Origin of the sequence: Enterobacter cloacae complex sp. IR5441 (assembly GCF_049238215.1) — a bacterium.
In the GTDB taxonomy this organism is placed as follows: Bacteria; Pseudomonadota; Gammaproteobacteria; order Enterobacterales; family Enterobacteriaceae; genus Enterobacter; species Enterobacter hormaechei_C.
In genome coordinates this window covers 111,190-133,207 of sequence record NZ_JBMKIA010000012.1, presented here as the reverse complement: position 1 = coordinate 133,207, position 22,018 = coordinate 111,190, and the positions used below count along the sequence as shown (strand labels likewise).

The window sequence follows — 22,018 nt, the reverse complement described above, 5'->3', positions numbered from 1 at the left end:
AGGGAGAGGGAACTCTGACCTCCCTCTCCCTGTGGGAGAGGGCCGGGGTGAGGGAAAACAACGCCGAGGTACTCCCATGAAATTCCCTCTCCTGTTCGCGCTCCTCGCCTGCACCCTGCCACCCGCATTCGCCGCGGCCATTCCCGTACGTGTCGCCACCGTGGAGCAGACCGCCCACGCCGCCGAGCGTCAGATCCCGGGTCGCATTGAAGCTATCCACACCGTTGAACTGCGCGCCCGCACGGAAGGCGTCATCACCAGAATCCACTTCCGCGACGGGCAGTACGTGAAAAAAGGCGACGTGTTGTTCGAACTGGACGACGCCGAGCCGCGCGCCGCCCTGCGTCTGGCGCAGGCCGAAGTGAGAAGCGCCGAAGCCACGCTGCGTCAGGCGCAGCAGCAGCTGTCACGCTTCGAAAACCTGGGCAGCAGCAACGCCATCAGCCGCCACGACGTGGACAACGCCCGCATGCAGCGCGACGTAGCGAGCGCCGCGCTGGAGCAGGCGAAAGCCCGTCTCGACACCCGCAGCGTCACCCTCAACTACACGCGCATTACCTCACCGATTGACGGGCGCGTGGGGCACAGCAACTTTCACGTCGGCAGTCTGGTGAATCCTGCCAGCGGTGTGCTGGTGGAGGTGGTGCAGCTCGATCCCATCCGCATCGCCTTTGCGCTGGAAGAGGGCACGTTTGCCACTAAAGCCGGCCAGCATGCGGATATCAGCGCCATGAAGCAGGCCTGGCAGGCGCTGATTGACAGCAACGGCCAGCGCATCAGCGGGGAACTCACCTCCGTGGACAACCGCATCGACCCGCGCACCGCCAGCGTGATGCTGCGCGCCGAGTTCGCCAACCCGCGCCATCAGCTGCTGCCCGGCGGCAACGTGAACGTCTACCTGCGTCCGTCAAGTGAGCAACCAGTGCTGACCCTGCCCGCCGCTGCCGTACAGCAGAATGGCCACGGGTTCTTCGCATGGGTGGTTAACGCCGAAGATAAAGCCGAAATGCGTCCGCTGAAGGTCGCCGGACAGATTGGCCAGCAGTTCCAGATTGCCTCCGGCCTGAAGCCCGGTGAGCGAGCGATTACTGACGGTGCGCAGCGCGTGCAGCCAGGCGTTGCCGTCCAGATACTGAATTAAGGAGCCATCATGCTGACGTTTTTCATCAAACGCCCGCGCTTTGCGATGGTGATTGCGCTGGTCATCACCCTGCTGGGGGCCAACGCGCTGAGGATTATTCCGGTGGAGCAGTACCCGCAGATCACCCCGCCGGTCGTGAATGTGTCAGCGTCATGGCCGGGCGCCAGCTCGGCTGACGTGGCGGAGGCCATCGCCACGCCGCTGGAAACCCAGCTGAACGGGGTGGATCATATGCTCTATATGGAGTCCACCAGTTCGGACGAGGGTAGCTATAGCCTGAACATTACCTTTGCGGCAGGCACCGACCCGGATCTCGCCGCCATCGACGTGCAGAACCGCGTGGCGCAGGCCGTGGCGCAGCTGCCGACCGAGGCGCAGCAAAACGGCGTGCAGGTGCGCAAGCGCGCCACCAACCTGATGATGGGGGTAAGCCTTTACTCACCGAACAACACCCACACGCCGCTGTTCGTCAGCAACTACGCCAGCACCCAGGTGCGCGAGGCGCTGTCGCGTCTGCCGGGCGTCGGGCAGGTACAGATGTTTGGCGCACGGGACTACAGCATGCGCATCTGGCTGCGCCCGGACCGCATGAACGCCCTGAACGTGACCAGCGATGACGTGGCGCAGGCGCTGCGCGAGCAGAACGTGCAGGGGGCGGCAGGCCAGGTCGGCACGCCGCCGGTGTTTAACGGCCAGCAGCAGACCCTGACCATTAACGGGCTGGGGCGCTTAAATCAGGCCGACGACTTTGCCAACATCATTATCCGCGCCGGGGAGATGGGTCAGCTGGTGCGCCTGAAGGACGTCGCCACCATCGAGCTTGGCTCGCGCAGCTACAGCTCTGGCGCGCAGCTGAACGGGCACGACTCCGCCTACCTCGGCATCTACCCGACGCCGTCCGCTAACGCCCTGCGCGTGGCCGATGCGGTGCGCGCGGAGCTGGAACGGTTATCCACGCGCTTCCCGGACGATCTGGTCTATGAAGTCAAATTCGACACCACCTCGTTTGTGGCCGCCACCATCAAAGAGATTGGCGTCTCGCTGGCGCTGACGATGCTGGCGGTGGTGGTCGTGGTGTCCCTGTTCCTGCAAAGCTGGCGCGCGACGCTGATTGTTGCCCTTGCCATTCCGGTGTCGCTGGTGGGCACCTTCGCGGTGCTCTATACGCTCGGCTACTCCGCCAATACGCTGAGCCTGTTTGCCATCATTCTGGCGCTGACCATGGTGGTGGATGACGCCATCGTGGTGGTGGAGAGCGTCGAAACGCTGATGGCGGAAGGGCAGAGCCGTACGGCGGCGACCGCGCTGGCGCTGCGCCAGATCGCCGGGCCAGTGATTGCCACCACGCTGGTGCTGCTGGCGGTGTTTGTGCCGGTGGCGCTCCTGCCGGGGATTGTCGGCGAGCTGTACCGCCAGTTCGCGGTGACGCTCTCGACTGCCGTCACGCTCTCAAGCCTGGTGGCGTTGACTCTTACGCCCGCCCTGTGCGCGCTGTTGCTGCGCCCGCGACCGGAGAAACCTGCGGCACTCTATCGCGCCTTTAACCACGGGCTGGACGCCACGCGCGGTTTCTACACCCGCATCGTGAACGTTTTAAACCTGCGCCCGTGGCTGGCGCTGCTGGCCACCGCGGGTGCGGCGGCGGTGGTGGTATTCAGCTTCATGTCGATGCCAAAGGGCTTTCTGCCCCAGGAGGATCAGGGCTACTTCTTCGCCAGCGTCCAGCTGCCGGAGGCAGCCTCGCTGGAGCGCACCGAAGCGGTGATGACCACCGCGCGCGAGCTGATCGCTAACAACCCGGCGGTAGAAGACGTGATTCAGGTCTCCGGGTTTAACATCCTCAACGGCACCAGCGCATCGAACGGCGGGTTTATCTCCATCATGCTCAAAGACTGGAGCGAGCGTCCGCCGCTGGATGAGGTGATGGGCATCCTTCAGCGCCAGCTGCTGGCCCTGCCGGAAGCCACCATCATGACCTTTGCGCCGCCGACGCTGCCGGGGCTGGGCAACGCCTCCGGCTTCGACCTGCGCATTCAGGCGCAGGTGGGGCAAAGTCCGGCGGAGCTGGAGCGCGTGACGCGTGAGGTGCTGGCGAAAGCCAACCAGAACCCGCAGCTGAGCCGCGTGTTCACCACCTGGAGCAGCAACGTGCCGCAGATGACGCTCACCGTTGACCGTGAGCGCGCGGCCCGCCTCGACGTGCCGGTGTCACGCATCTTCAGCAGCCTGCAAACCGCCTTTGGCGGCACGCGCGCCGGGGATTTCAGCGTCAACAACCGCGTCTACCACGTAGTGATGCAGAACGAGATGCAGTGGCGCGAGCGCGCGGAGCAAATCAGCGAGCTGTTCGTGCGCAGCAACAGCGGCGAGCGGGTGCGTCTGAGCAACCTCATCACCATCACGCCGACCGTCGGCGCGCCATTTATTCAGCAGTACAACCAGTTCCCGTCGGTATCGGTGAGCGGCTCGGCAGCGGAAGGGGTGAGCAGCAGCACCGCAATGGCGGCGATGGGCGAGATTCTGGCGGAAAACCTGCCAGCCGGGTACGACTACGCCTGGAGCGGCATGTCGTATCAGGAGCAGCAGACCGGCAATCAGGCGATATGGATCGTGCTGGCGGCGGTGGTGATGGCGTGGCTGTTCCTCGTCGCCCAGTACGAGAGCTGGACGCTGCCGGCGAGCGTGATGCTCTCGGTGCTGTTCGCCATCGGCGGGGCGCTGGTCTGGCTGTGGCTGGCGGGCTATGCCAACGACGTATACGTGCAGATAGGTCTGGTGCTACTGATAGCCCTCGCCGCCAAGAACGCAATTCTTATCGTGGAGTTTGCCCGCGCCCGGCGCATGGATGGAATGGCGATTGTCGATGCCGCACGGGAGGGGGCATCGCGCCGCTTCCGCGCGGTAATGATGACCGCCGTGTCGTTCATTATCGGCGTCCTGCCGATGATGCTGGCGACCGGGGCGGGTGCCCAGAGCCGCCGCATCATCGGCACTACGGTGTTCAGCGGCATGCTGGTGGCGACCGTGGTGGGGATAGTGTTCATCCCGGCGCTGTTCGTGCTGTTCCAGCGCCTGCGCGAGTGGGGCCACGGCCTTACGGACTTGTCGCCCACAGCTCACAGTGCTTCTGCACCAGAGAAATCAGCGAGCCGCCATCGGCGATAAAGTCCCGCATGCGCTGCGCCTCGCTCTTGCCCTGCTTTAACAGCAGGGCAATCTCATTGATTGCGCTTGTCGCGCCGAGCTTCTCGGCCGACGGCGCAACCTGCTCGAGCAGCCAGGCGATATCTTCCGCCACGGTTTTGTGCTCGCCGGTATGTACGTCCGTCAGAATGCCTTCCAGCCCGTAGCGACAGGCCTGAAAACGGTTAAAGCGATACAGCAAAAAATCCCGTTCCTGATGCTTATACGGCCGCGCGGTCAGCAGCCAGTGCGACGTCGCCTGAATAAGCCCGGCGATGTTAATGGCGTGGCTGAGCGTCAGCGGCGTATCCATCACCCGCACCTCGACGGTGCCGAAGTGCGGGCTGGGGCGGATGTCCCAGTGCAGATCCTTAATGCTGTCGATCATGCTGGTGGAGCTCAGGCGGCGGAACAGCCCCTCGAACTCCTGCCAGCTGTTGACCCACGGCATCTGACCGTTATCCGGGAAGCCCGAGAAGATGTTGAGACGCGATGAGGCGAACTTCGTGTCCGTGCCCTGCATATACGGTGATGCGGCGGCCAGGGCGATAAAGTGCGGCACAAAGCGCGACAGGCCGTGCAGCAGGTAAATGGCGTCGTCCCCGGTCCGACAGCCGACGTGTACGTGCTGGCCGAACACCGTCGCCTGCAAAATCAGATAGCCAAAGCGCTCCAGCGTGACGTTATAGCGCTCGTCGTCGCACACTTCCTGCCGCTGCCATTTCTGGAACGGATGCGTCCCACCGCCGCAGATCTGGATATGCTGATCTTCCGCCGCGCGCAGGATGCTCTGCTGCATCACTGAAAACTGCGCCGCTGCCTGGTCGATGGTCTGGCACACGCCGGTGGCGATTTCGAGCATGCTTTCGGTGATGTCGTGTTTGACTTCGCCCCCTTTGATGTCGTCTTTGACGGCGGCGATGAGGGCAGAGGAGTCCTGGCTCAGATCGTAACCCGGCGGGTTAACCACCTGGAGTTCGAGCTCAATGCCGAGGGTATAAGGTTCAGAGGATTTGAAGTCGGGTAAAGGCATGGCGCACTCCGTTGTCTGTTATGTGTTGAGTATAGACAATGGGCGTGGCGCGCTCTTTTCAGGGTGGTATAACTGATAGCAGGCTTAGCAAAAGGGGAGTGATCCATGTCTGACTATCCAACCATTGCGCTGACAGGACCCGGTGCGATTGGGACCACCATCGCCGCGGTGCTGCATGAAGCGGGCCGCACGCCGCTGCTGTGTGGGCGCACCGCGCATCCGGAACTGCGCCTGCGTCATGATGAGGGTGAAATTGTGGTGCCCGGTCCGGTACTCACCGATCCCAGCGTCATTACGCGCCCCGTTGACCTTGTTTTTTTGGCGGTCAAAACGACGCAAAATGCCGACAGCGCCGGGTGGCTGCGCGCTCTGTGCGATGAAAACACCGTGGTCTGCGCGCTGCAAAACGGCGTGGAGCAGAAAGCCCAGCTTGCGCCTTTGGTCAATGGCGCAACGGTGCTGCCCTCGGTGGTCTGGTTCCCTGCCCAGCGCGAGCCGGATGCCTCCGTCTGGCTGCGCGCCAAACCGCGCCTTACGCTGCCGGACGTGCCGCAGGCGCAGCGGGTGGTGGAGGCGCTTCGCGGCACGCGCTGTGACGTTGAGCTCTCGACAGATTTCACTACCGTCGCCTGGCGCAAGCTGCTGCAAAACGCGGTCGCCGGGCTGATGGTGCTGGCCAATCGCCGCGCCGGAATGTTCAGGCGCGAGGATATCAGCGAGCTGGCGCTGGGCTACCTGCGCGAGGGGCTTACCGTCGCCCGCGCCGAAGGGGCGAAGCTGGACGATGCGGTGGCCCAGGAGATTCTGGCGAACTTCCAGCGCGCGCCTGAGGACCTGAGCACCTCGATCCTTGCCGACCGTCAGGCGGATCGCCCGATGGAGTGGGACATACGCAACGGCGTGATCCAGCGCTATGGCCGCAGGCACGGGATTGCGGTACCCATCAGCGATGTGGTGGTGCCGCTGCTGGCGGCGGGGGGTGAGGGGCCGGGGTGAGTGAGATAGTGGTATTAACGTCTGGGGAATTGGTCTGGGTGAAAACCTCGCATCAGTTCCCCACAAATGCGCTCACCGGCAAACCAAAACGCTTCGCCAGCGCGCGCATATGATCCAGCGTTAACGTGCGCTGTCCGTTAAGGATCCGACTCACCAGAGACTTCTTGCCTATCTCGTTCTCGAAGTCGCTCTGAGTGAGCTGGTACTGATCCATCAGCGTTCGCAGTAACGCAACGCCTGACGGAATGCTGGCAATACGCGCGTTAAATTCTGCAAACTCCGGGGACTCGTTTTCGTACTTATCGATTTTGGCAGTAAGCATCTCTACCAGCGGGTTATCCGGGTCGTGCTCGATAAGATACTCCACCAGCGCCAGCGCATCCTCGTAGTCTTGCCGCGACGGGCTTGAACCCAGGAAAGGGAGCGCGTTTGTCAGAGCGTTTGCCGCTTTGATGGCTGCTGCATAATTCATTCTTTTGTTCTCCGGTAGTAGTCCATGAGCTTGTCATAGTCTGCGTGAGTGCTGATGTGTTTGATGAAGATCTTTCCCCGCTCAAAATCAGCAAAAAACATCACTCTTAAATGCCCGCCACCCACATCAATGACCCACCATTTTTCCCGGTATTTCATCCGGTCCAGGCTGGGAAAGCGCTTTCGCATGTCGCCTGGTGACGGATAGTGTTCCTTTTTTAGTACCCGGTAAAGATCGTCCAGGGCTTGTGCTTGATTGGGATAATGTCTGGCCGCTGTGTCGAAAGGCGCTCTTGAGACTATGTGCATCCTTGCCCCTTGTTTCCAAGATGGAAACATTATAGATCGTGGTAGTCTGGTTGACAATGTGGAAACTGTGAGAAAGTGCAGTTTCTACATGTACGTGATCATTGTGCTCGTGTAGTGAGTTCGGGCACTTTAAGTGGAGGCTACTTGAGATTAAAGTGGTAGGGATGGCTCGGTTTGGGATATTTTTTTGTTTTGCGTAGTGTATTCAGGAATTGCATGCTGAGAAGGAGTGAAGTGGATAATAGTTTTGCTAATCAGATTATATAGAGGCGTGTGAAAGATGCGTTCGCTTTTGCCAGAAGCGGTCATTGCTAACATAATAATTGCCCCTAATAAACTCAATCATCAATGTGATTTCTTTCCATCGCTCTTAAAATGTTCTCCGCGGAATCAAATATATCCATTCTCTGCCTATCATGCTGGTATTTAGAATATTCATAACCTTCTGTTGTGAGATCCCAAGTACTTTTCTTGAATTCACATTGATATAATTGCACTGCTTTATTTAAAATCAATGTCTCTAATGTTTTGTTATTTCTAATGATTTCATCAATTCCTTTGTTATTAATCCCGATGTAAATACCTACCACCGATTTTAGATCAACTATATGGTCAATTAAAAGAGTATCGCATTTATGTAATGATTCTGTTTTTTTTATTATTCTTACTTCTTCTTCATATTTCCAATGTAATGATTTGGAAAGTAATAGTTTACTTATTATATCAGTATTAAAAATGTTTTTTTGACTGATTTTTAGTTTGCTTTTTATGCGGCTATCTAAATAATCAATATGACCTTTCGGAGCTGTAATCAGGCATTTCGCTTCATCATTGTATCCAGCTTTCTCTGTGTCGATTGCTACAACAAAACCCTGATGCTTGTCAGCATAATGTGACCACATCAATACGTTCAGGGGATTTTTAGAAAGGCATAAGCAGGCAAGGTTTTGATTGATCTCATACCTCATAGTTAATGATTCAATTGTTTCATCATCAAGTGCATATCCATAACTTTCGAAAGGATCATTAAACTCGCTATGAGGAGTGAATTTTATAGAGATGTAGCGATCTTTAAAGAAGTGATCCAATGACGCGTGGTCTATGTATTTGTACAAAATCATAAAGTGCTCTGAATCATTTAGAGGAGGTTATCAGTGTACAGCCTTTCGACAAGATAGGCGTAACTCTCCCGTTTTACTGACCCATTCTCTTTTAGCAATTCACTGACATGCGGATTCGGCTACCTGGAATCTTACTTCATCTGTTCACTTTTAACAGACATTGAACAAACAATGTCGTACTTTGCATATGGCCGAAATCCCGCTTCTCACCCAGCAGTATTCCGGCCTCCCATCACCCGCCTCAGTGCGCCGTGATATACGGTGCCTTCACAAACTCCGCCAGCAGCCAGACCATATCATGCAGTAGCCCGGTGAGTTCTTTCGCCACGCTCACAGGCAACGTTCCGCCCATTACCGCCAGCGTTAACGCCACAGCATAATCCACCTGCAACGCCGTATCCTGCCAGCAGTCCGGTACGCAGGAGGCGATCTTTTCCCCCGCAATTAGCTGTTCCACCAGATACGGCGGAAGTTCCGAGTCACAGCGCTCACGCATTCGTTTTAGCGCAGCCAGCAGTTGCTTACAGAGCGTGGCAAATGTCACCGCATCGTCCGTTTCCACCAGTACGCTTACGTACGCCGCACAGGTGTCAGCCAGTTCAAAGAGATCCGCAGAATCGGGAAGTTGCAGGTGAAGAAGGTGATGAAGAGCGCTTTCTTCAGTAAGCGCGTAAGAAAATCCAGGGATAGTAGCCATAAGGCATCCTCTTTATGCAAAAAATGTTAACCGCCCGATGAGTTCCTACGCTCAGAGGGGGTAGCGCTGACGGAGGTAGGAATACCGTGCATAAAGAAAAACGGCCAGCCTTTCGACTGCTCCGTCAGCGCCACCGTGATTCTAACGGGATATGCGCTGTCGCGACAAAAAATATCGCTTTATGCTAACGGGTTCCTACGCCCGGTTACGGATGTGCCGCAACGCAGGCACTTTACGACCGCGGAGAAGGGATGAAAAGGGATGCCCCTGAATTACATAAGGTTGCTTAAAAGTTTGCGAGGCGGCTTCCAAAGGGCATTGCCGGGTGGCGGCTGCGCCTTACCCGGCCTACAAAACCGCCAACCAGCCAACCAACCCGCGACACGAAGCGTAGGCCCGCGCAAGCGCAGCGCCGCCGGGCACAGCCGCACCGTAGCTACCCCTCGCTCATCATCGCCAGAAACCGCTTCACCGTCCGCGAACGCTCAAAGCGCCGCCAGCACAGCGCGATATCGGTATAAAGCTCCGGCGAGCGCAGCGCATGGTAGGTGACATTCGGCGGAGAAATAGCGGCCATGGATTTCGGTACCAGCGCGAACCCGCCGCCAGCGGAGACCATGCTCAGGGAAGAGGAAAGTTGTGAAGATTGCAGCGTGTGTTGCATATCGATTCCGGCCCGCTCGCAGCTGCCGTAAACGCGGTCATACAGCCCCGGCGCGACCTCCTGGGGAAACAGCACCACCGGCGTATCCCGCAGCTCATCCAGCGCCAGATCGCCACACGCAGCAAGGGGATGATCGCGATGCAACGCCACTACCATCGGCTCCCGATCGAGGATTTTTAACTCAAACACCTTGCTGCTCTCGCACGGCAGGCGCACAAAGGCGATATCCAGCTCACCCTCCGCCAGCATCGTCGTCAGCGACGACATATTGGCTTCCACCTGGTGAACCTGCACCGCCATGTTCTGCACCTGAAACTGGCGAATCAGCGCAAAAATTTTGGGATGAAAAGCATCTGAACTGGTGATGCCAATCGACAGGCTGCCGTTCAGCCCGCGCGCAATGCCCCGGGCTTTTTCCAGCGCCGCGTCGCTCAGCGCCAGGATCTTACAGGCGTCCTCATAGAAGGCTTCTCCCGCCTCGGTCAGCTCCACGCCCCGCGTCAGGCGCCTGAACAGCGGCGTGCCCACTTCCTCTTCGAGCCGTTTGATCTGCTGACTCAGAGGAGGCTGTGAAATACCCAGCGCTTTGGCCGCCCTGGTGAAGTGTCGCTCGCGTGCTACCGCGACAAAATAGCGCAGATAACGAAGTTCCATATCAAAAACGTCTCAAACCAGCATGGATTCTATATTGGAACTCTCTGCTGAATCGGGTCAACATTTATTTAACCTTTATAAATAAAGTTGAAGAGGACGGGCATGATGATGCATTCATCTGCATGCGACTGTGAGGCGAGTTTATGCGAGACCCTGCGTGGGTTCTCGGCTCAGCATCCTGACAGCGTGATCTATCAGACATCGCTAATGAGCGCCCTGCTAAGCGGCGTCTACGAAGGGGAGACGACCATCGCCGACCTGCTGGCACACGGTGATTTTGGTCTCGGTACCTTTAACGAGCTGGACGGTGAAATGATTGCCTTCAGCAGCCAGGTGTACCAGCTGCGCGCCGACGGCAGCGCCCGCGCCGCGAAGCCGGAGCAAAAAACGCCGTTCGCGGTGATGACCTGGTTCCAGCCGCAGTACCGCAAAACCTTCGACGGGCCGGTCAGCCGTCAGCAGATCCACGACGTGATCGACCAGCAAATCCCCTCCGATAACCTGTTCTGCGCGCTGCGCATCGACGGCAATTTCCGCCACGCGCACACCCGCACCGTACCGCGCCAGACGCCGCCGTACCGGGCGATGACCGACGTGCTGGATGACCAGCCGGTGTTCCGCTTTAACCAGCGCGAGGGCGTGCTGGTCGGGTTCCGCACCCCGCAGCATATGCAGGGCATTAACGTGGCGGGCTATCACGAACACTTTATCACCGACGACCGTCAGGGCGGGGGACATCTGCTCGACTACCAGCTGGAGAGCGGCGTGCTCACCTTCGGTGAAATTCACAAGCTAATGATTGACCTGCCCGCCGACAGCGCGTTTTTACAGGCCAACCTGCACCCCAGCAACCTTGATGCGGCTATCCGCGCCGTCGAAAACTAACAGGAGAACTACCGTGAACAGTGAGAAACAGTCACGTCAGTGGGCGCACGGCGCCGATATGGTTGTCGGCCAGCTGGAAGCGCAGGGTGTGAAGCAGGTGTTCGGCATACCGGGCGCAAAAATCGACAAGGTCTTTGACTCCCTGCTGGACTCCTCCATCGAGATTATCCCGGTGCGTCACGAGGCGAACGCGGCGTTTATGGCGGCAGCGGTAGGGCGGCTAACCGGTAAGGCCGGGGTCGCGCTGGTCACCTCCGGGCCGGGCTGCTCCAACCTGATCACCGGCATCGCCACCGCCAACAGCGAAGGTGACCCGGTGGTGGCGCTGGGCGGGGCGGTGAAGCGAGCAGATAAAGCGAAACTGGTGCACCAGAGCATGGATACCGTCGCCATGTTCAGCCCGGTCACCAAATACGCCGTCGAAGTTAATTCACCGGACGCGATTGCCGAGGTGGTGTCGAACGCGTTTCGCGCTGCCGAGCAGGGCAGGCCGGGCGGGGCGTTTGTCAGCCTGCCGCAGGATATTGTCGACCAGCCCACCACGGGGGCGATTTTACCCGCCAGCACCGCGGCGCTGATGGGCCCGGCGCCGGAGTCAGCCATCAACGACGTGGCGAAGCTTATCGCGAAGGCCAAAAATCCGGTCATCTTACTCGGCCTGATGGCCAGCCAGCCCGCCAACAGCGCCGCGCTGCATAAGCTGCTGGAGAGAAGCCGTATTCCGGTCACCAGCACCTATCAGGCCGCCGGGGCGGTGAATCAGGAACACTTCACCCGCTTCGCCGGACGCGTCGGCCTCTTTAACAACCAGGCGGGCGACCGGCTGCTGCATCTGGCGGACCTGATTATCTGCATCGGCTACAGCCCGGTGGAGTACGAGCCGTCCATGTGGAACAGCGGCGACGCCACGCTGGTGCACATTGACGTGCTGCCCGCCTATGAGGAGCGCAAGTATGTTCCCGATCTGGAACTGGTCGGGGATATTGCTGCCACGCTGAATCTGCTTGCCAGTCGAATCGAGCACAAACTTGAACTCAGCCAGCGCGCCTCGGAAATTCTTGTCGATCGCCAGCATCAGCGGGACCTCCTCGACCGTCGCGGCGCATCGCTTAACCAGTTTGCCCTGCATCCGCTGCGCATCGTGCGCGCCATGCAGGACATCGTGAACAACGACGTGACGCTCACCGTCGACATGGGCAGCTTCCATATCTGGATCGCCCGCTACCTTTACAGCTTCCGGGCGCGTCAGGTGATGATCTCCAACGGTCAGCAGACCATGGGCGTGGCGCTGCCGTGGGCGATTGGCGCGTGGCTGGTCAACCCGGGGCGCAAGGTGGTCTCGGTCTCCGGGGACGGCGGCTTTTTGCAGTCGAGCATGGAGCTGGAAACCGCCGTACGCCTCAACGCCAATGTGCTGCACATCATCTGGGTGGATAACGCCTACAACATGGTGGCCATCCAGGAAGAGAAAAAATACCAGAGGCTTTCCGGCGTCGAGTTCGGCCCGGTCGATTTCAAAGTCTATGCCGACGCGTTCGGTGCGAAAGGCTTTGCCGTCGAGAGCGCCGATGCGCTCGAACCGACGCTGCGTGCGGCAATGGATGTCGATGGCCCGGCCGTGGTGGCCATTCCCGTCGACTACAGCGATAACCCGCTGCTGATGGGCCAGCTCCATCTCAGCCAGATTTTGTGAATTAATATAAGGACAGAGAAATGCAAAAAGTGGCTCTCGTAACCGGCTCCGGCCAGGGGATTGGCAAAGCGATCGCGCTTCGCCTGGTGAAGGATGGTTTTGCCGTTGCTATTGCGGATTACAACGAAGAGACGGCGAAAGCGGTCGCGGATGAGATCAACCGTAACGGCGGGAAGGCCGTCGCCGTGAAGGTGGACGTCTCTGACCGCAAGCAGGTGTTCGCGGCGGTGGAAAAAGCCCGCACCGCGCTGGGCGGTTTTAACGTCATCGTCAATAACGCCGGGGTGGCGCCGTCCACGCCCATAGAATCCATCACGCCGGAGATTGTCGACAAGGTTTACAACATCAACGTGAAAGGGGTGATCTGGGGCATTCAGGCCGCAATTGACGCGTTTCGTAAAGAGGGGCACGGCGGCAAGATCATCAACGCCTGCTCCCAGGCGGGCCACACCGGTAACCCGGAGCTGGCGGTCTACAGCTCCAGCAAGTTCGCGGTGCGTGGCTTAACCCAGACCGCCGCGCGGGATCTCGCGCCGCTGGGGATCACTGTTAACGCCTACTGCCCGGGGATCGTCAAAACGCCGATGTGGGCGGAAATCGACCGTCAGGTCTCCGAGGCGGCGGGTAAACCGCTTGGCTACGGGACGGAAACCTTTGCCAAACGCATCACGCTTGGCCGTTTGTCCGAACCGGAAGACGTGGCCGCCTGCGTCTCTTACCTCGCCGGGCCGGATTCCGACTACATGACCGGTCAGTCGCTGCTGATTGATGGTGGGATGGTGTTCAACTAAATACACAATACTAAAAAGCTCTGACATGAACTTTCCCCTGCTCCCGTGCAGGGGCTTTTTTTTGTCTCGTCAGCCATTGTGCATTACACTGCGCGCTGCAAAACTTTAGTCTTGAGATCTGACAGGCGGTAACAGCGATGAACGGTACAATCACAACGTGGTTTAAAGATAAAGGCTTTGGATTTATCAAAGATGAAAACGGCGACAACCGCTATTTTCATGTGATTAAGGTCGCCAACCCTGATCTGATTAAAAAAGATGCGGCGGTGACCTTCGAGCCAACCACCAACAGCAAAGGCCTTTCCGCGTATGCGGTGAAGGTGATCCCGGAGAGTAAGCATCTCTATATTGCGGGCGAGCGCGTGAAGCTCACCTCAATTAAATCCTTCGTGGTGTTCAGCGAGGAAGAGCCCGTTGAGACCAAAATCGACAAAGAGAATGCGGTGCTGTCGGTGGGGCTGCTGATGAACAGCATCAAACCCAAAACCGAGAAAAAGCCGGGCGAAATGCGCACGGTGAAGAAGCTGGCGATCACCACCTTCCAGAACACGACGATGATCTTCACTGAAGATGAGATCGACATTGATGCCACGGTGAAGCTGCTGAAGTAACGTTTTGCCGGGTGGCGGCTACGCCTTACCCGGCCTACGAAATGCGTGCGGCACTCGCCGCCGCACGGTTTACCCCATCCTGTGCTCTCCCCGCAACATTGCTTCACGGTCAAATACCCGCTGGATCTCCCCGTGCGCCATAAATGCCGCCCGGTCGGACATATGCGCAATCACGTCCGCATCGTGGCTCACCAGCAGGTAGGTCATGCCGTGCTGCGCCTTCAGGCGGTTGAGCAGGTTCAGGATCTCCGCCTGTACCGACATATCCAGCGCCGAGGTCGGTTCATCCAGCAGCAGAAGCTGCGGGCGCAGCAGCAGCGCGCGGGCAATGGCCACGCGCTGACGCTGTCCGCCGGAAAGCTGATGCGGGTAACGCCTGGCCGCGTCGGCAGCCAGACCCACCTGTTGCAGCGCATCCGCCACCTTTTCGGCAACCTGGGTTTCGCCGTGGATGTTTAACGGCTCCGACAGGGTGCGGGCAATGGTGTGGTTCGGGTGCAAAGACGCCCACGGATCCTGGAACACCATCTGCACGTTACGGCGAAGCGCGCCTTCAAAACGTCGTCCTGGCCGTAAATTTTCCCCGAGGACGGAAATGTGGCCATTCCACTCGCGCAGCAGCCCCGCCAGCACGCGCAGAAGAGTCGATTTGCCGCAGCCGGATTCACCGATCAGGCTGAAGGTTTCGCCTTTTTCGATCGCAAAACTGGCGGCGGAAACCGCCGTTTTTTCACCAAAACTCACCAGGAGCTGGTTAACCTCAACGAGTGCCATTGTCGGCCTCCTTCCACGGTTGCGAACGGTCGAGCGTCGGCAGCATCTGGCCAAACGTCCCGGCGTTCGGGCGGCAGGTCCAGAGCGTGCGCGTGTAGGGATGGGTTGCCTGCGGCAACTGGCTCGCCGCCATTTCATCAACTTTCTCACCCTGATACATCACCAGCACGCGGTCACAGTGTTCCGCGACGAGCGGCAAATCGTGGCTGATTAACAGCATCGCCATCTGCCGCGCCTCGCACTGCTGTACCAGCAGCTCCAGGATCTGGTTGCGCAGGCGTGCGTCCAGCGCGGAAGTCGGTTCGTCGGCGATCAGCACCTGCGGGTTGTTGACGAGCGCAATGGCGATCATCACGCGCTGGCCCATGCCGCCGGAGAGTTCGCCGGGATAGCGCTGGAGCACGTGCTCGTTCAGCCCCACGGCGCGGATGATATCGTGAATGCGCGCCAGGCGTTCGGCGCGGGGCAGGCGCTGATGGAGGGTCAGCGCTTCATCAAGCTGGGCGGCGACGGTTTTCACCGGGTTTAGCGCGTAGCGCGGGTCCTGTAGAACCATCGCAATGCCGTTGCCGCGCAGCGCCTGCCAGCGGCGGCTGTTCAGGGTCAGCAGGTCGTTGCCAAGCACGTTAAGCCGCTTAGCGCTCACGATGCCGGGCTTGCGCACCAGCCCCATCAGGGCGCGGGCAGACATGGACTTGCCGGAGCCGGATTCTCCCACCAGCGCCAGCCGCTCGTTGCCTAACGTAAAGCTCAGGTTGTGGACCACGCGCGCGGCGGGGTAGTCGATATTCAGCGCATCGACGATGACGCGGTGTTCAGTCATGCTGTGGCTCCAGTACGTCGCGCAGGCCATCGCCCAGCAGGTTAAAGGCCAGGCTGGCAAACAGAATCGCCCCGCCTGGAATGGCGGCAATCCACCACTGGTCAAAAATGACCTGCATGCCGTCGGCGATCATCGCGCCCCATTCCGCCATCGGTGGACGTGCGCCCAGGCCAAGGAAACCCAGCCCGGCGGCGGCCAGAATGATCCCGGCCAGATCCAGCGCCAGCCGTACAATCGCGGAGGGCAGGCACAGGGGCAGAATATGGCCGACCAGCAGGCGCGGGCCGCGAATGCCCATCATCTCCGCGGCGGCCAGATAATCGCTGTGGCGCAGACGCTGGATTTCACTGCGCGCCTGGCGCGCATAGGCAGGCCAGGTCGTTAAGGCCAGCGCCAGCGCGCCGTTCACCAGACCGGGGCCGAGCATCGCGACAAACGCGAAGGCGAGGATCAGGCGCGGCATCGACATCACCACGTCGGTAAAGCGCATCAGGATGCGCTCCATCCAGCCGCCGTAGTAGCCTGACAAAATCCCCACCAGCAGACCGGCGGGGAGGGTAATAACGGTGACTAAGGCCACCAGCCCCAGTGCCGGACGGGTGCCGTAGATTAATCGGGAGAGCAGATCCCGCCCATAGCTATCGGTACCCAGCCAGTGCTGCGCGTTGGGCGGTTGCAGACGCGCGGCGGCGTCCTGCCAGTTGGGGTCATGCGGCGCAAGCCACGGTGCTAGCAGGGCAATAAGCACCAGCAGCGCGATGGCGATCAGCCCGCAAAACGCGGCAGGGGAGCGGCGCAGGCGGCGTAAGAAGAGATAAAACGGCATTAGCGCACCCTGGGATCGGTCGCCCGCACAAGCAGGTCGGTAAGGTTATTGATCAGAACAAAGCAGACGCCAATCAGCAGCGTGCCGCCCATCACGGCGGTGGTGTCACCGGCGAACAGGGCCGTGGTGAGGTAGCGCCCGATGCCCGGCCACGAGAAGACGGTTTCGGTTAATACCGCGCCCTCCAGCATGCTGGTGTAGGCCAGCGCAATCACCGTCAATAGGGTACTGCGAATGTTCGGCAGCACGTGACGCAGCAGGATGGTCATCTCTCCAGCGCCCTTGGCGCGGGCGAGCAATATGTACTCTTTGTTCATCTCGCTCAGACAGGCGGAGCGCGTCAGTCGGGTGATACTTGCCAGCGAGTAGTAGGCCAGCAGCAGTACCGGCAGCACCAGGTGGCTGATGGCGTTGCGGAACGCCTCGCGGTCGCCGGAAAGCCAGGTATCAACCAGCGCAAATCCGGTTCGTGGCTCGACGGTGAATTGCCAGATGTCGTCCAGCCTGCCGGGGCCAGCGCTCCACTGTAGTTTCGCGTAGAACAGAGCCAGCATCAGCAGTCCGAGCCAGAATATTGGCACCGAATTGCCGAGCAGGGTGAGCGTTCTGATCGCTAAGTCCAGTGGCGAACCGGCGTAGCGGGCGCACAGTACACCCGCAATCACGCCGAGTACCGTGCCGATAATTAGCGCCAGCGTTGCCAGTTCCAGCGTGGCGGGAAAGGCGTGCAGCAGGTCCTGCAATACCGGCTGACCGGTAGCGCTGGCGGTGCCTAAATCCCCGTGAGCGAGGTTTTGCAGGTAGTGCCAGAACTGCACCGGCAGGGGCCGATCCAGCCCAAGCTGGTGGCGAACCTGATCGTAAGTGGACTGGCTGGCGTGATCGCCGACGATCTGCAATACGCGATCGACCGGGGAAAAGGCAGAGAGCGCAAACGTGACCAGCAGTAGCCCGAACAGCGTGAGCAGGAGAGTCAGCAGACCCTGAAGCACGCGGGTGGAAAGATGTGGCATGGGAAATCTCTTTATGCCGGGTGGCGGCTTCGCCTTACCCGGCCTGCAAAAACCAGGAACGTAGGCCGGGTAAGCGCAGCGCCACCCGGCAACAAGGGCTACTTCGTAACGCGATCGTACCAGACCATATCCGCGTTCAGCCCCTGCTGATACCCCTTCACGTTATCGCGCACCACGATCTGGGTTTTGCCCTGGTCAACGAACACATACGGCGAGTTATGCTGTAACTGTTCCTGCATCTTCTTATACAGATCCAGACGTTTTGCCGGATCCGGCTCGGCAACCGCCGCCAGCGTAGCGTTGTTCAGCTCCGGAATTTTCCAGCCGTTAAGCCCGGCCACGGTGCTGGATTTCCCGTCATTCCATGCGAAGGCGCTGGCGTTGGAGTGTGCATCGAAGTAGTCCGGGATCCACAGACGTATGGCCGCCTGATGCTGTTTCGCACGCACGCGGGCGTACACCTGGCTACCCGCCGCGGGCAGCAGATCCACCTTCACGCCGCCCTGAGCGAAGCTCGCCTGCATGGATTGCGCGATGGTGATGAACGGCGGTTTATTCTCTACGTCCAGCGTGAAATGCGCGTCTTTGATGCCCGCCCTGGCGAGGATCGCTTTTGCTTTTGCCGGGTCAAACGTGAACGGATTGTCCTCCAGCGCGCCCGGCAGGCCGACCGGCAGGAAGCTCTGATGAACAAAATACTGGCCTTTCAGCAGGTCCTTGGTGATGCCTTCATAATCCACCAGCCAGCGCGAGGCTTCCCAGAACGCTGGATTATTCAGCAGCGGGTTAGCGCTGTTGCCGGTGTTAAACACCAGATAGTTTTGCTCGGCAGAAGGGATGCTAAGCACCTTCACGCCCGGCTTGCCGCTGAGGGCGATTATCTGGTCTGCACCCAGATCGCGCGCCACGTCCGCATCACCCTGCTGGATCAGCAGGCGGCGGGAAGCGGGATCGGGGACGTTTTTAATGATGATGCTTTTAAGCTTCGGCGCGCCGCCGGGCGCGGATTCGTTGGCTTCCAGCACGATGGCCTGATGCGGCTGGTAAACGCGCATTTTGAACGCGCCGCTGCCCGCAGAGTGCATTTTTAACCACGCGTTGCCGAAGTCATTATCCTTCACGTTCGCCGCAACCTGCTTTTCATCGACGATGGAGGCAATCGGCGTGGAGAGTATATTCAGCGCTACCGACGGGCTGACGTCCGCCGTCCAGCGAAGCGTGAGGGTATGGTCGTCCACTTTCTTCAGCTGGCTGGCGATGTTGCTGGCGTCCCAGCCCAGTACGTTGAGGATAAACGCCGGGGATTTGTTCAGCGTCACGGCGCGGGTATATGAGAAGATCACATCTTCCGGGCGCAGCGGGTTGCCGGAGGCGAATTTCGCATCGGGCTTAAGTTTGATGGTCAGGGTTTTTGCTGCCGCGTCCGCTTCCCAGCTTTCGGCCAGAACCGGGGTGATTTTTTCCGGGTTATCGCGGTCCGGCTGTACCAGACGCTGATACAAACTCGGTACGGTCTGGATGCTGGAAAGTTCGTTGGCTTCGGCCGGGTCAAGGCTCACGATATCATCCAGACCCTGGGCGACAACCAGCGTGTTGGGTGGGGTAGCGGCGTGAGCAGCGCTTGAGAGCGCAGCCAGCACCAGTAACGGCAGCAGTTTTTTAGTCATAGCGATCCCTGAAGAAAATATATTGTGATTGTTTTTGCACCGTTACGGTAGGCTGGCTGAGGATTTCCTCAAAGTCGAAATTCTGCTTTGCTTATGCCATCAGGGAATAATGCATTCGGTCTGGTTATGAGTCACCTCTCTTTGCGTTCGCTTTTTAACCTGCTATAACAAACTCCTTACCTTTCAGGGAGTCACCGCCGTGCCCGAAATCAATCAACATGGTCAAACCGTTAACGATATTGTCCCGGACTGGAAATGCGCCCGCGCGTTAACCCGTACCCTGCTCACCGGACAGTATTGCCGCCTGGAGCCGCTGGATGCCGACCGCCATTCGGCTGATTTGTTTGAAGCCTATGCGCTGGGTGACGACAGCGACTGGACGTGGCTTGCCAGCACCCAGCCTGTGAGCGTTGAGGCCACTGCGCACTGGGTGCTGGGAAAGGTGCTGGATGACGACCTGGTGCCCTTTGCCGTCATCGATCTGCGCACCGAAAAGGCGGTAGGGCTGGTCAGCTATATGGCGATAGAACGCTTTCAGGGCTCGGTTGAGATCGGCCACGTCACCTGGTCGCGCAGAATGAAGGGCACCCGCGTGGGTACCGAAGCGGTGTGGCTGCTGCTGAAAAATGCCTTTGAGCATCAATATCGCCGGCTGGAGTGGAAGTGCGATTCGATGAACATCGCCTCACGCAACGCGGCGGAGCGGCTGGGGTTTGTCTGGGAAGGGCGCCTGCGCCAGAAGCTGGTGCGCAAAGGCCGCAACCGCGACAGCGATATGCTCTCGATTATTGACGGCGAATGGCCGCAGCGCGATGCAGAGCTGCGCGCCTGGCTGGCGGCGGAGAATTTTGACGGGGAAGGACGGCAGGTTAAGCGGCTTGAAGCATTTCGGCAATAATTTCCCCTCACCCTAACCCTCTCCCAGAGGGAGAGGGGACGATGACACCCTCTCCCTCTGGGAGAGGGCCGGGGTGAGGGGAGAAGTTCGCACTCAGCGGCGAACCGGCGCCCCATCCGCCACATAATACGCCGCCGTGCTCTTCGCCAGCGGTTCGCGCCCGCGAATGGCGTCGGCAATCTTTTCGCCAATCATGATGGTGGTGGCGTTCAGGTTGCCGGTGATAATCTGCGGCATAATCGACGCATCCACTACGCGTAACCCTTCCAGCCCGTGAACCCGGCCTTCGCCGTCAACCACCGCCATTTCGTCGTAGCCCATCTTGCAGGTACCGCACGGGTGGAAGGCGGTTTCGGCGTGGTTGCGCACGAACTCGTCCAGCTGTTCGTCGGTCTGGCATTCGACGCCCGGGCTGATTTCACGACCGCGATACTTGTCCAGCGCAGGCTGGTGCATGATCTCGCGGGTGATGCGGATCGCGTCGCGGAACTCCTGCCAGTCCTGCTCGTGGGACATGTAGTTGAACAGGATCGCCGGATGCTGGTGCGGATCGCGCGACTTGATGCGCACGTGGCCGCGGCTCGGCGAGCGCATGGAACCAACGTGGCACTGGAAGCCATGTTCTTTCACCGCGTTCGAGCCGTTGTAGTTAATCGCCACCGGCAGGAAGTGATACTGAATGTTTGGCCACTCGAACTCCTCGCGGCTGCGGATAAACCCGCCCGCTTCGAAGTGGTTGCTAGCGCCCACGCCTGTGCCGCCAAACAGCCACTCCGCGCCAATCTTCGGCTGGTTCCACCATTGCAGGGCAGGGTAGAGGGAGACCGGCTCCTTACATTCATACTGAAGGTACATCTCCAGGTGATCCTGCAAGTTTTCACCCACCCCGGGTAAATCATGTACCAGCGGGATATCAAACTGCTTCAGCAGTTCAGCGTTGCCCACGCCGGAGCGCTGGAGGATCTGCGGAGACGCGATGGCGCCCGCGCACAGCAGCACCTCTTTCTTCGCCGTCGCTTTTGACGGAATGGTGCTTTCGCCTTCCAGCCACTCGACGCCCACCGCGCGCTTGCCGTCAAAGATAATGTGATCGGTCATGGCGTGGGTACGGATGGTCAGATTCGGGCGCGGTTTGGCCTGGTCCAGATAGCCGCGCGCGGTGCTGGCGCGTCGGCCCTGCGGTGTGACCGTGCGGTCCATCGGGCCGAAGCCTTCCTGCTGATAGCCGTTGAGATCGTCGGTGCGCGGGTAGCCCGCCTGCACGCCCGCCTCTACCATCGCTTCAAACAGCGGGTTCACGCCCGGTTTAGAGGTGGTGACGCTCACCGGACCGTCGCCGCCGTGGTAGTCGTTCGGCCCCACGTCGCGGGTCTCTGCCTTGCGGTAGTAGGGCAGGCAGTTGAGGTAGCTCCAGTGCTCCAGACCCGATTGTTTCGCCCAGTTGTCCAGATCCATCGCGTTACCGCGCACGTAGCACATGCCGTTGATCAGCGACGAGCCGCCCAGCCCTTTGCCCCGTCCGCACTCCATGCGGCGATTGTTCATGAAAGGCTCAGGCTCGGTTTCATACGCCCAGTTGTAGCGCTTGCCCTGCAACGGGAAGGCCAGCGCGGCAGGCATCTGGGTGCGGAAGTCAAAGCGGTAGTCCGGCCCGCCCGCCTCAAGCAGCAGGACGGTGGTGTTCGGATCTTCAGTCAGTCGTGTTGCCAGTACGTTGCCGGCAGAGCCGGCCCCGATAATGATGTAGTCAAATTGCAAATAAACCTCC

Annotated in this window: 21 protein-coding genes; 8 read left to right on the top strand and 13 right to left on the bottom strand. The window is 59.5% G+C overall.

What is annotated here, in order from left to right:
- Positions 1-76 precede the first annotated feature (76 nt).
- Entirely contained in the window at positions 77-1,141 is a 1,065-nt protein-coding gene (locus tag ACOTX5_RS15025) for an efflux RND transporter periplasmic adaptor subunit (RefSeq protein ID WP_045910682.1), read from the top strand.
- Positions 1,142-1,150: 9 nt separating this feature from the next.
- Positions 1,151-4,306, top strand: coding sequence for an efflux RND transporter permease subunit (locus ACOTX5_RS15020; protein ID WP_045910681.1), 3,156 nt, complete (start codon positions 1,151-1,153; stop codon positions 4,304-4,306).
- On the opposite strand, the gene ACOTX5_RS15015 is transcribed toward ACOTX5_RS15020, so the two are convergent.
- Positions 4,236-5,357, bottom strand: coding sequence for a YbdK family carboxylate-amine ligase (locus ACOTX5_RS15015; protein WP_015571201.1), 1,122 nt, complete (start codon positions 5,355-5,357; stop codon positions 4,236-4,238). The two genes, ACOTX5_RS15020 and ACOTX5_RS15015, sit on opposite strands and share 71 nt — an antisense overlap.
- A gap of 105 nt (positions 5,358-5,462) precedes the next feature.
- Here ACOTX5_RS15015 and ACOTX5_RS15010 point away from each other — a divergent pair, with 105 nt between their 5' ends.
- Positions 5,463-6,353 (top strand): oxidoreductase, encoded by an 891-nt coding sequence (locus ACOTX5_RS15010; protein WP_045910680.1) that lies wholly within the window; start codon positions 5,463-5,465, stop codon positions 6,351-6,353.
- 52 nt (positions 6,354-6,405) lie between these two features.
- Here ACOTX5_RS15010 and ACOTX5_RS15005 read toward each other — a convergent pair whose 3' ends face one another.
- The 6 genes from ACOTX5_RS15005 to ACOTX5_RS14980 all read right to left on the bottom strand — a co-directional run bounded on the left by ACOTX5_RS15005 (position 6,406) and on the right by ACOTX5_RS14980 (position 10,269).
- A complete protein-coding gene (locus ACOTX5_RS15005; protein ID WP_045910679.1) occupies positions 6,406-6,825 on the bottom strand; it encodes a helix-turn-helix domain-containing protein in 420 nt (139 codons plus the stop codon).
- Positions 6,822-7,133, bottom strand: coding sequence for a type II toxin-antitoxin system HigB family toxin (locus ACOTX5_RS15000; protein WP_045910678.1), 312 nt, complete (start codon positions 7,131-7,133; stop codon positions 6,822-6,824). The genes ACOTX5_RS15005 and ACOTX5_RS15000 overlap by 4 nt, the downstream gene beginning before the upstream one ends.
- A gap of 338 nt (positions 7,134-7,471) precedes the next feature.
- Positions 7,472-8,254: a DUF2971 domain-containing protein gene (locus tag ACOTX5_RS14995; RefSeq protein WP_045910677.1), complete on the bottom strand. Its 783-nt coding sequence runs from the start codon at positions 8,252-8,254 to the stop codon at positions 7,472-7,474.
- A gap of 241 nt (positions 8,255-8,495) precedes the next feature.
- Complete coding sequence (locus ACOTX5_RS14990) at positions 8,496-8,951, bottom strand: hypothetical protein (protein ID WP_045910676.1); 456 nt, start codon at positions 8,949-8,951, stop codon at positions 8,496-8,498.
- 26 nt (positions 8,952-8,977) lie between these two features.
- Positions 8,978-9,085: an ash family protein gene (locus ACOTX5_RS14985; RefSeq protein ID WP_157843337.1), complete on the bottom strand. Its 108-nt coding sequence runs from the start codon at positions 9,083-9,085 to the stop codon at positions 8,978-8,980.
- Between the two features lie 302 nt (positions 9,086-9,387).
- Positions 9,388-10,269 carry a LysR family transcriptional regulator gene (locus ACOTX5_RS14980; protein WP_003858850.1) on the bottom strand — a complete coding sequence of 294 codons (882 nt, stop codon included), beginning with the start codon at positions 10,267-10,269 and terminating at the stop codon, positions 9,388-9,390.
- 105 nt (positions 10,270-10,374) lie between these two features.
- On the opposite strand from ACOTX5_RS14980, the gene budA reads away from it, so the two are divergent.
- The 4 genes from budA (at position 10,375) to ACOTX5_RS14960 (ending at position 14,249) form a co-directional block, all read left to right on the top strand.
- A complete protein-coding gene (budA, locus tag ACOTX5_RS14975) occupies positions 10,375-11,154 on the top strand; it encodes an acetolactate decarboxylase (RefSeq protein ID WP_028012263.1) in 780 nt (259 codons plus the stop codon).
- Between the two features lie 13 nt (positions 11,155-11,167).
- The gene (alsS, locus tag ACOTX5_RS14970; RefSeq protein ID WP_023296074.1) at positions 11,168-12,847 is read left to right on the top strand and encodes an acetolactate synthase AlsS; all 1,680 of its coding nucleotides are present in this window, start codon (positions 11,168-11,170) and stop codon (positions 12,845-12,847) included.
- Positions 12,848-12,867: 20 nt separating this feature from the next.
- Complete coding sequence (locus ACOTX5_RS14965) at positions 12,868-13,638, top strand: (S)-acetoin forming diacetyl reductase (protein ID WP_045349884.1); 771 nt, start codon at positions 12,868-12,870, stop codon at positions 13,636-13,638.
- Between the two features lie 137 nt (positions 13,639-13,775).
- A complete protein-coding gene (locus ACOTX5_RS14960; RefSeq protein WP_017382537.1) occupies positions 13,776-14,249 on the top strand; it encodes a cold-shock protein in 474 nt (157 codons plus the stop codon).
- A 69-nt stretch (positions 14,250-14,318) separates the two neighbouring features.
- Here the strand turns inward: ACOTX5_RS14960 and ACOTX5_RS14955 are convergent, their stop codons facing one another.
- The 5 genes from ACOTX5_RS14955 to ACOTX5_RS14935 all read right to left on the bottom strand — a co-directional run bounded on the left by ACOTX5_RS14955 (position 14,319) and on the right by ACOTX5_RS14935 (position 19,352).
- On the bottom strand, positions 14,319-15,023 hold the full coding sequence (locus tag ACOTX5_RS14955) for an ABC transporter ATP-binding protein (protein ID WP_045910675.1): 705 nt from the start codon (positions 15,021-15,023) through the stop codon (positions 14,319-14,321).
- A complete protein-coding gene (locus tag ACOTX5_RS14950; RefSeq protein ID WP_023303248.1) occupies positions 15,010-15,846 on the bottom strand; it encodes an ABC transporter ATP-binding protein in 837 nt (278 codons plus the stop codon). The genes ACOTX5_RS14955 and ACOTX5_RS14950 overlap by 14 nt, the downstream gene beginning before the upstream one ends.
- Positions 15,839-16,672, bottom strand: coding sequence for an ABC transporter permease (locus tag ACOTX5_RS14945; RefSeq protein ID WP_023296077.1), 834 nt, complete (start codon positions 16,670-16,672; stop codon positions 15,839-15,841). The genes ACOTX5_RS14950 and ACOTX5_RS14945 overlap by 8 nt, the downstream gene beginning before the upstream one ends.
- Entirely contained in the window at positions 16,672-17,685 is a 1,014-nt protein-coding gene (locus ACOTX5_RS14940; RefSeq protein WP_023303249.1) for an ABC transporter permease, read from the bottom strand. Before ACOTX5_RS14940 ends, ACOTX5_RS14945 begins: the two co-directional genes overlap by 1 nt.
- Before the next feature lie 98 nt (positions 17,686-17,783).
- Positions 17,784-19,352, bottom strand: a complete 1,569-nt coding sequence (locus ACOTX5_RS14935; protein WP_045910674.1) for an ABC transporter substrate-binding protein — start codon at positions 19,350-19,352, stop codon at positions 17,784-17,786.
- Positions 19,353-19,551: 199 nt separating this feature from the next.
- On the opposite strand from ACOTX5_RS14935, the gene ACOTX5_RS14930 reads away from it, so the two are divergent.
- Positions 19,552-20,250 carry a GNAT family N-acetyltransferase gene (locus ACOTX5_RS14930; protein WP_032103078.1) on the top strand — a complete coding sequence of 233 codons (699 nt, stop codon included), beginning with the start codon at positions 19,552-19,554 and terminating at the stop codon, positions 20,248-20,250.
- Positions 20,251-20,343: 93 nt separating this feature from the next.
- Here the strand turns inward: ACOTX5_RS14930 and betA are convergent, their stop codons facing one another.
- Positions 20,344-22,008: a choline dehydrogenase gene (gene betA, locus ACOTX5_RS14925; RefSeq protein ID WP_023296081.1), complete on the bottom strand. Its 1,665-nt coding sequence runs from the start codon at positions 22,006-22,008 to the stop codon at positions 20,344-20,346.
- Positions 22,009-22,018 lie beyond the last annotated feature (10 nt).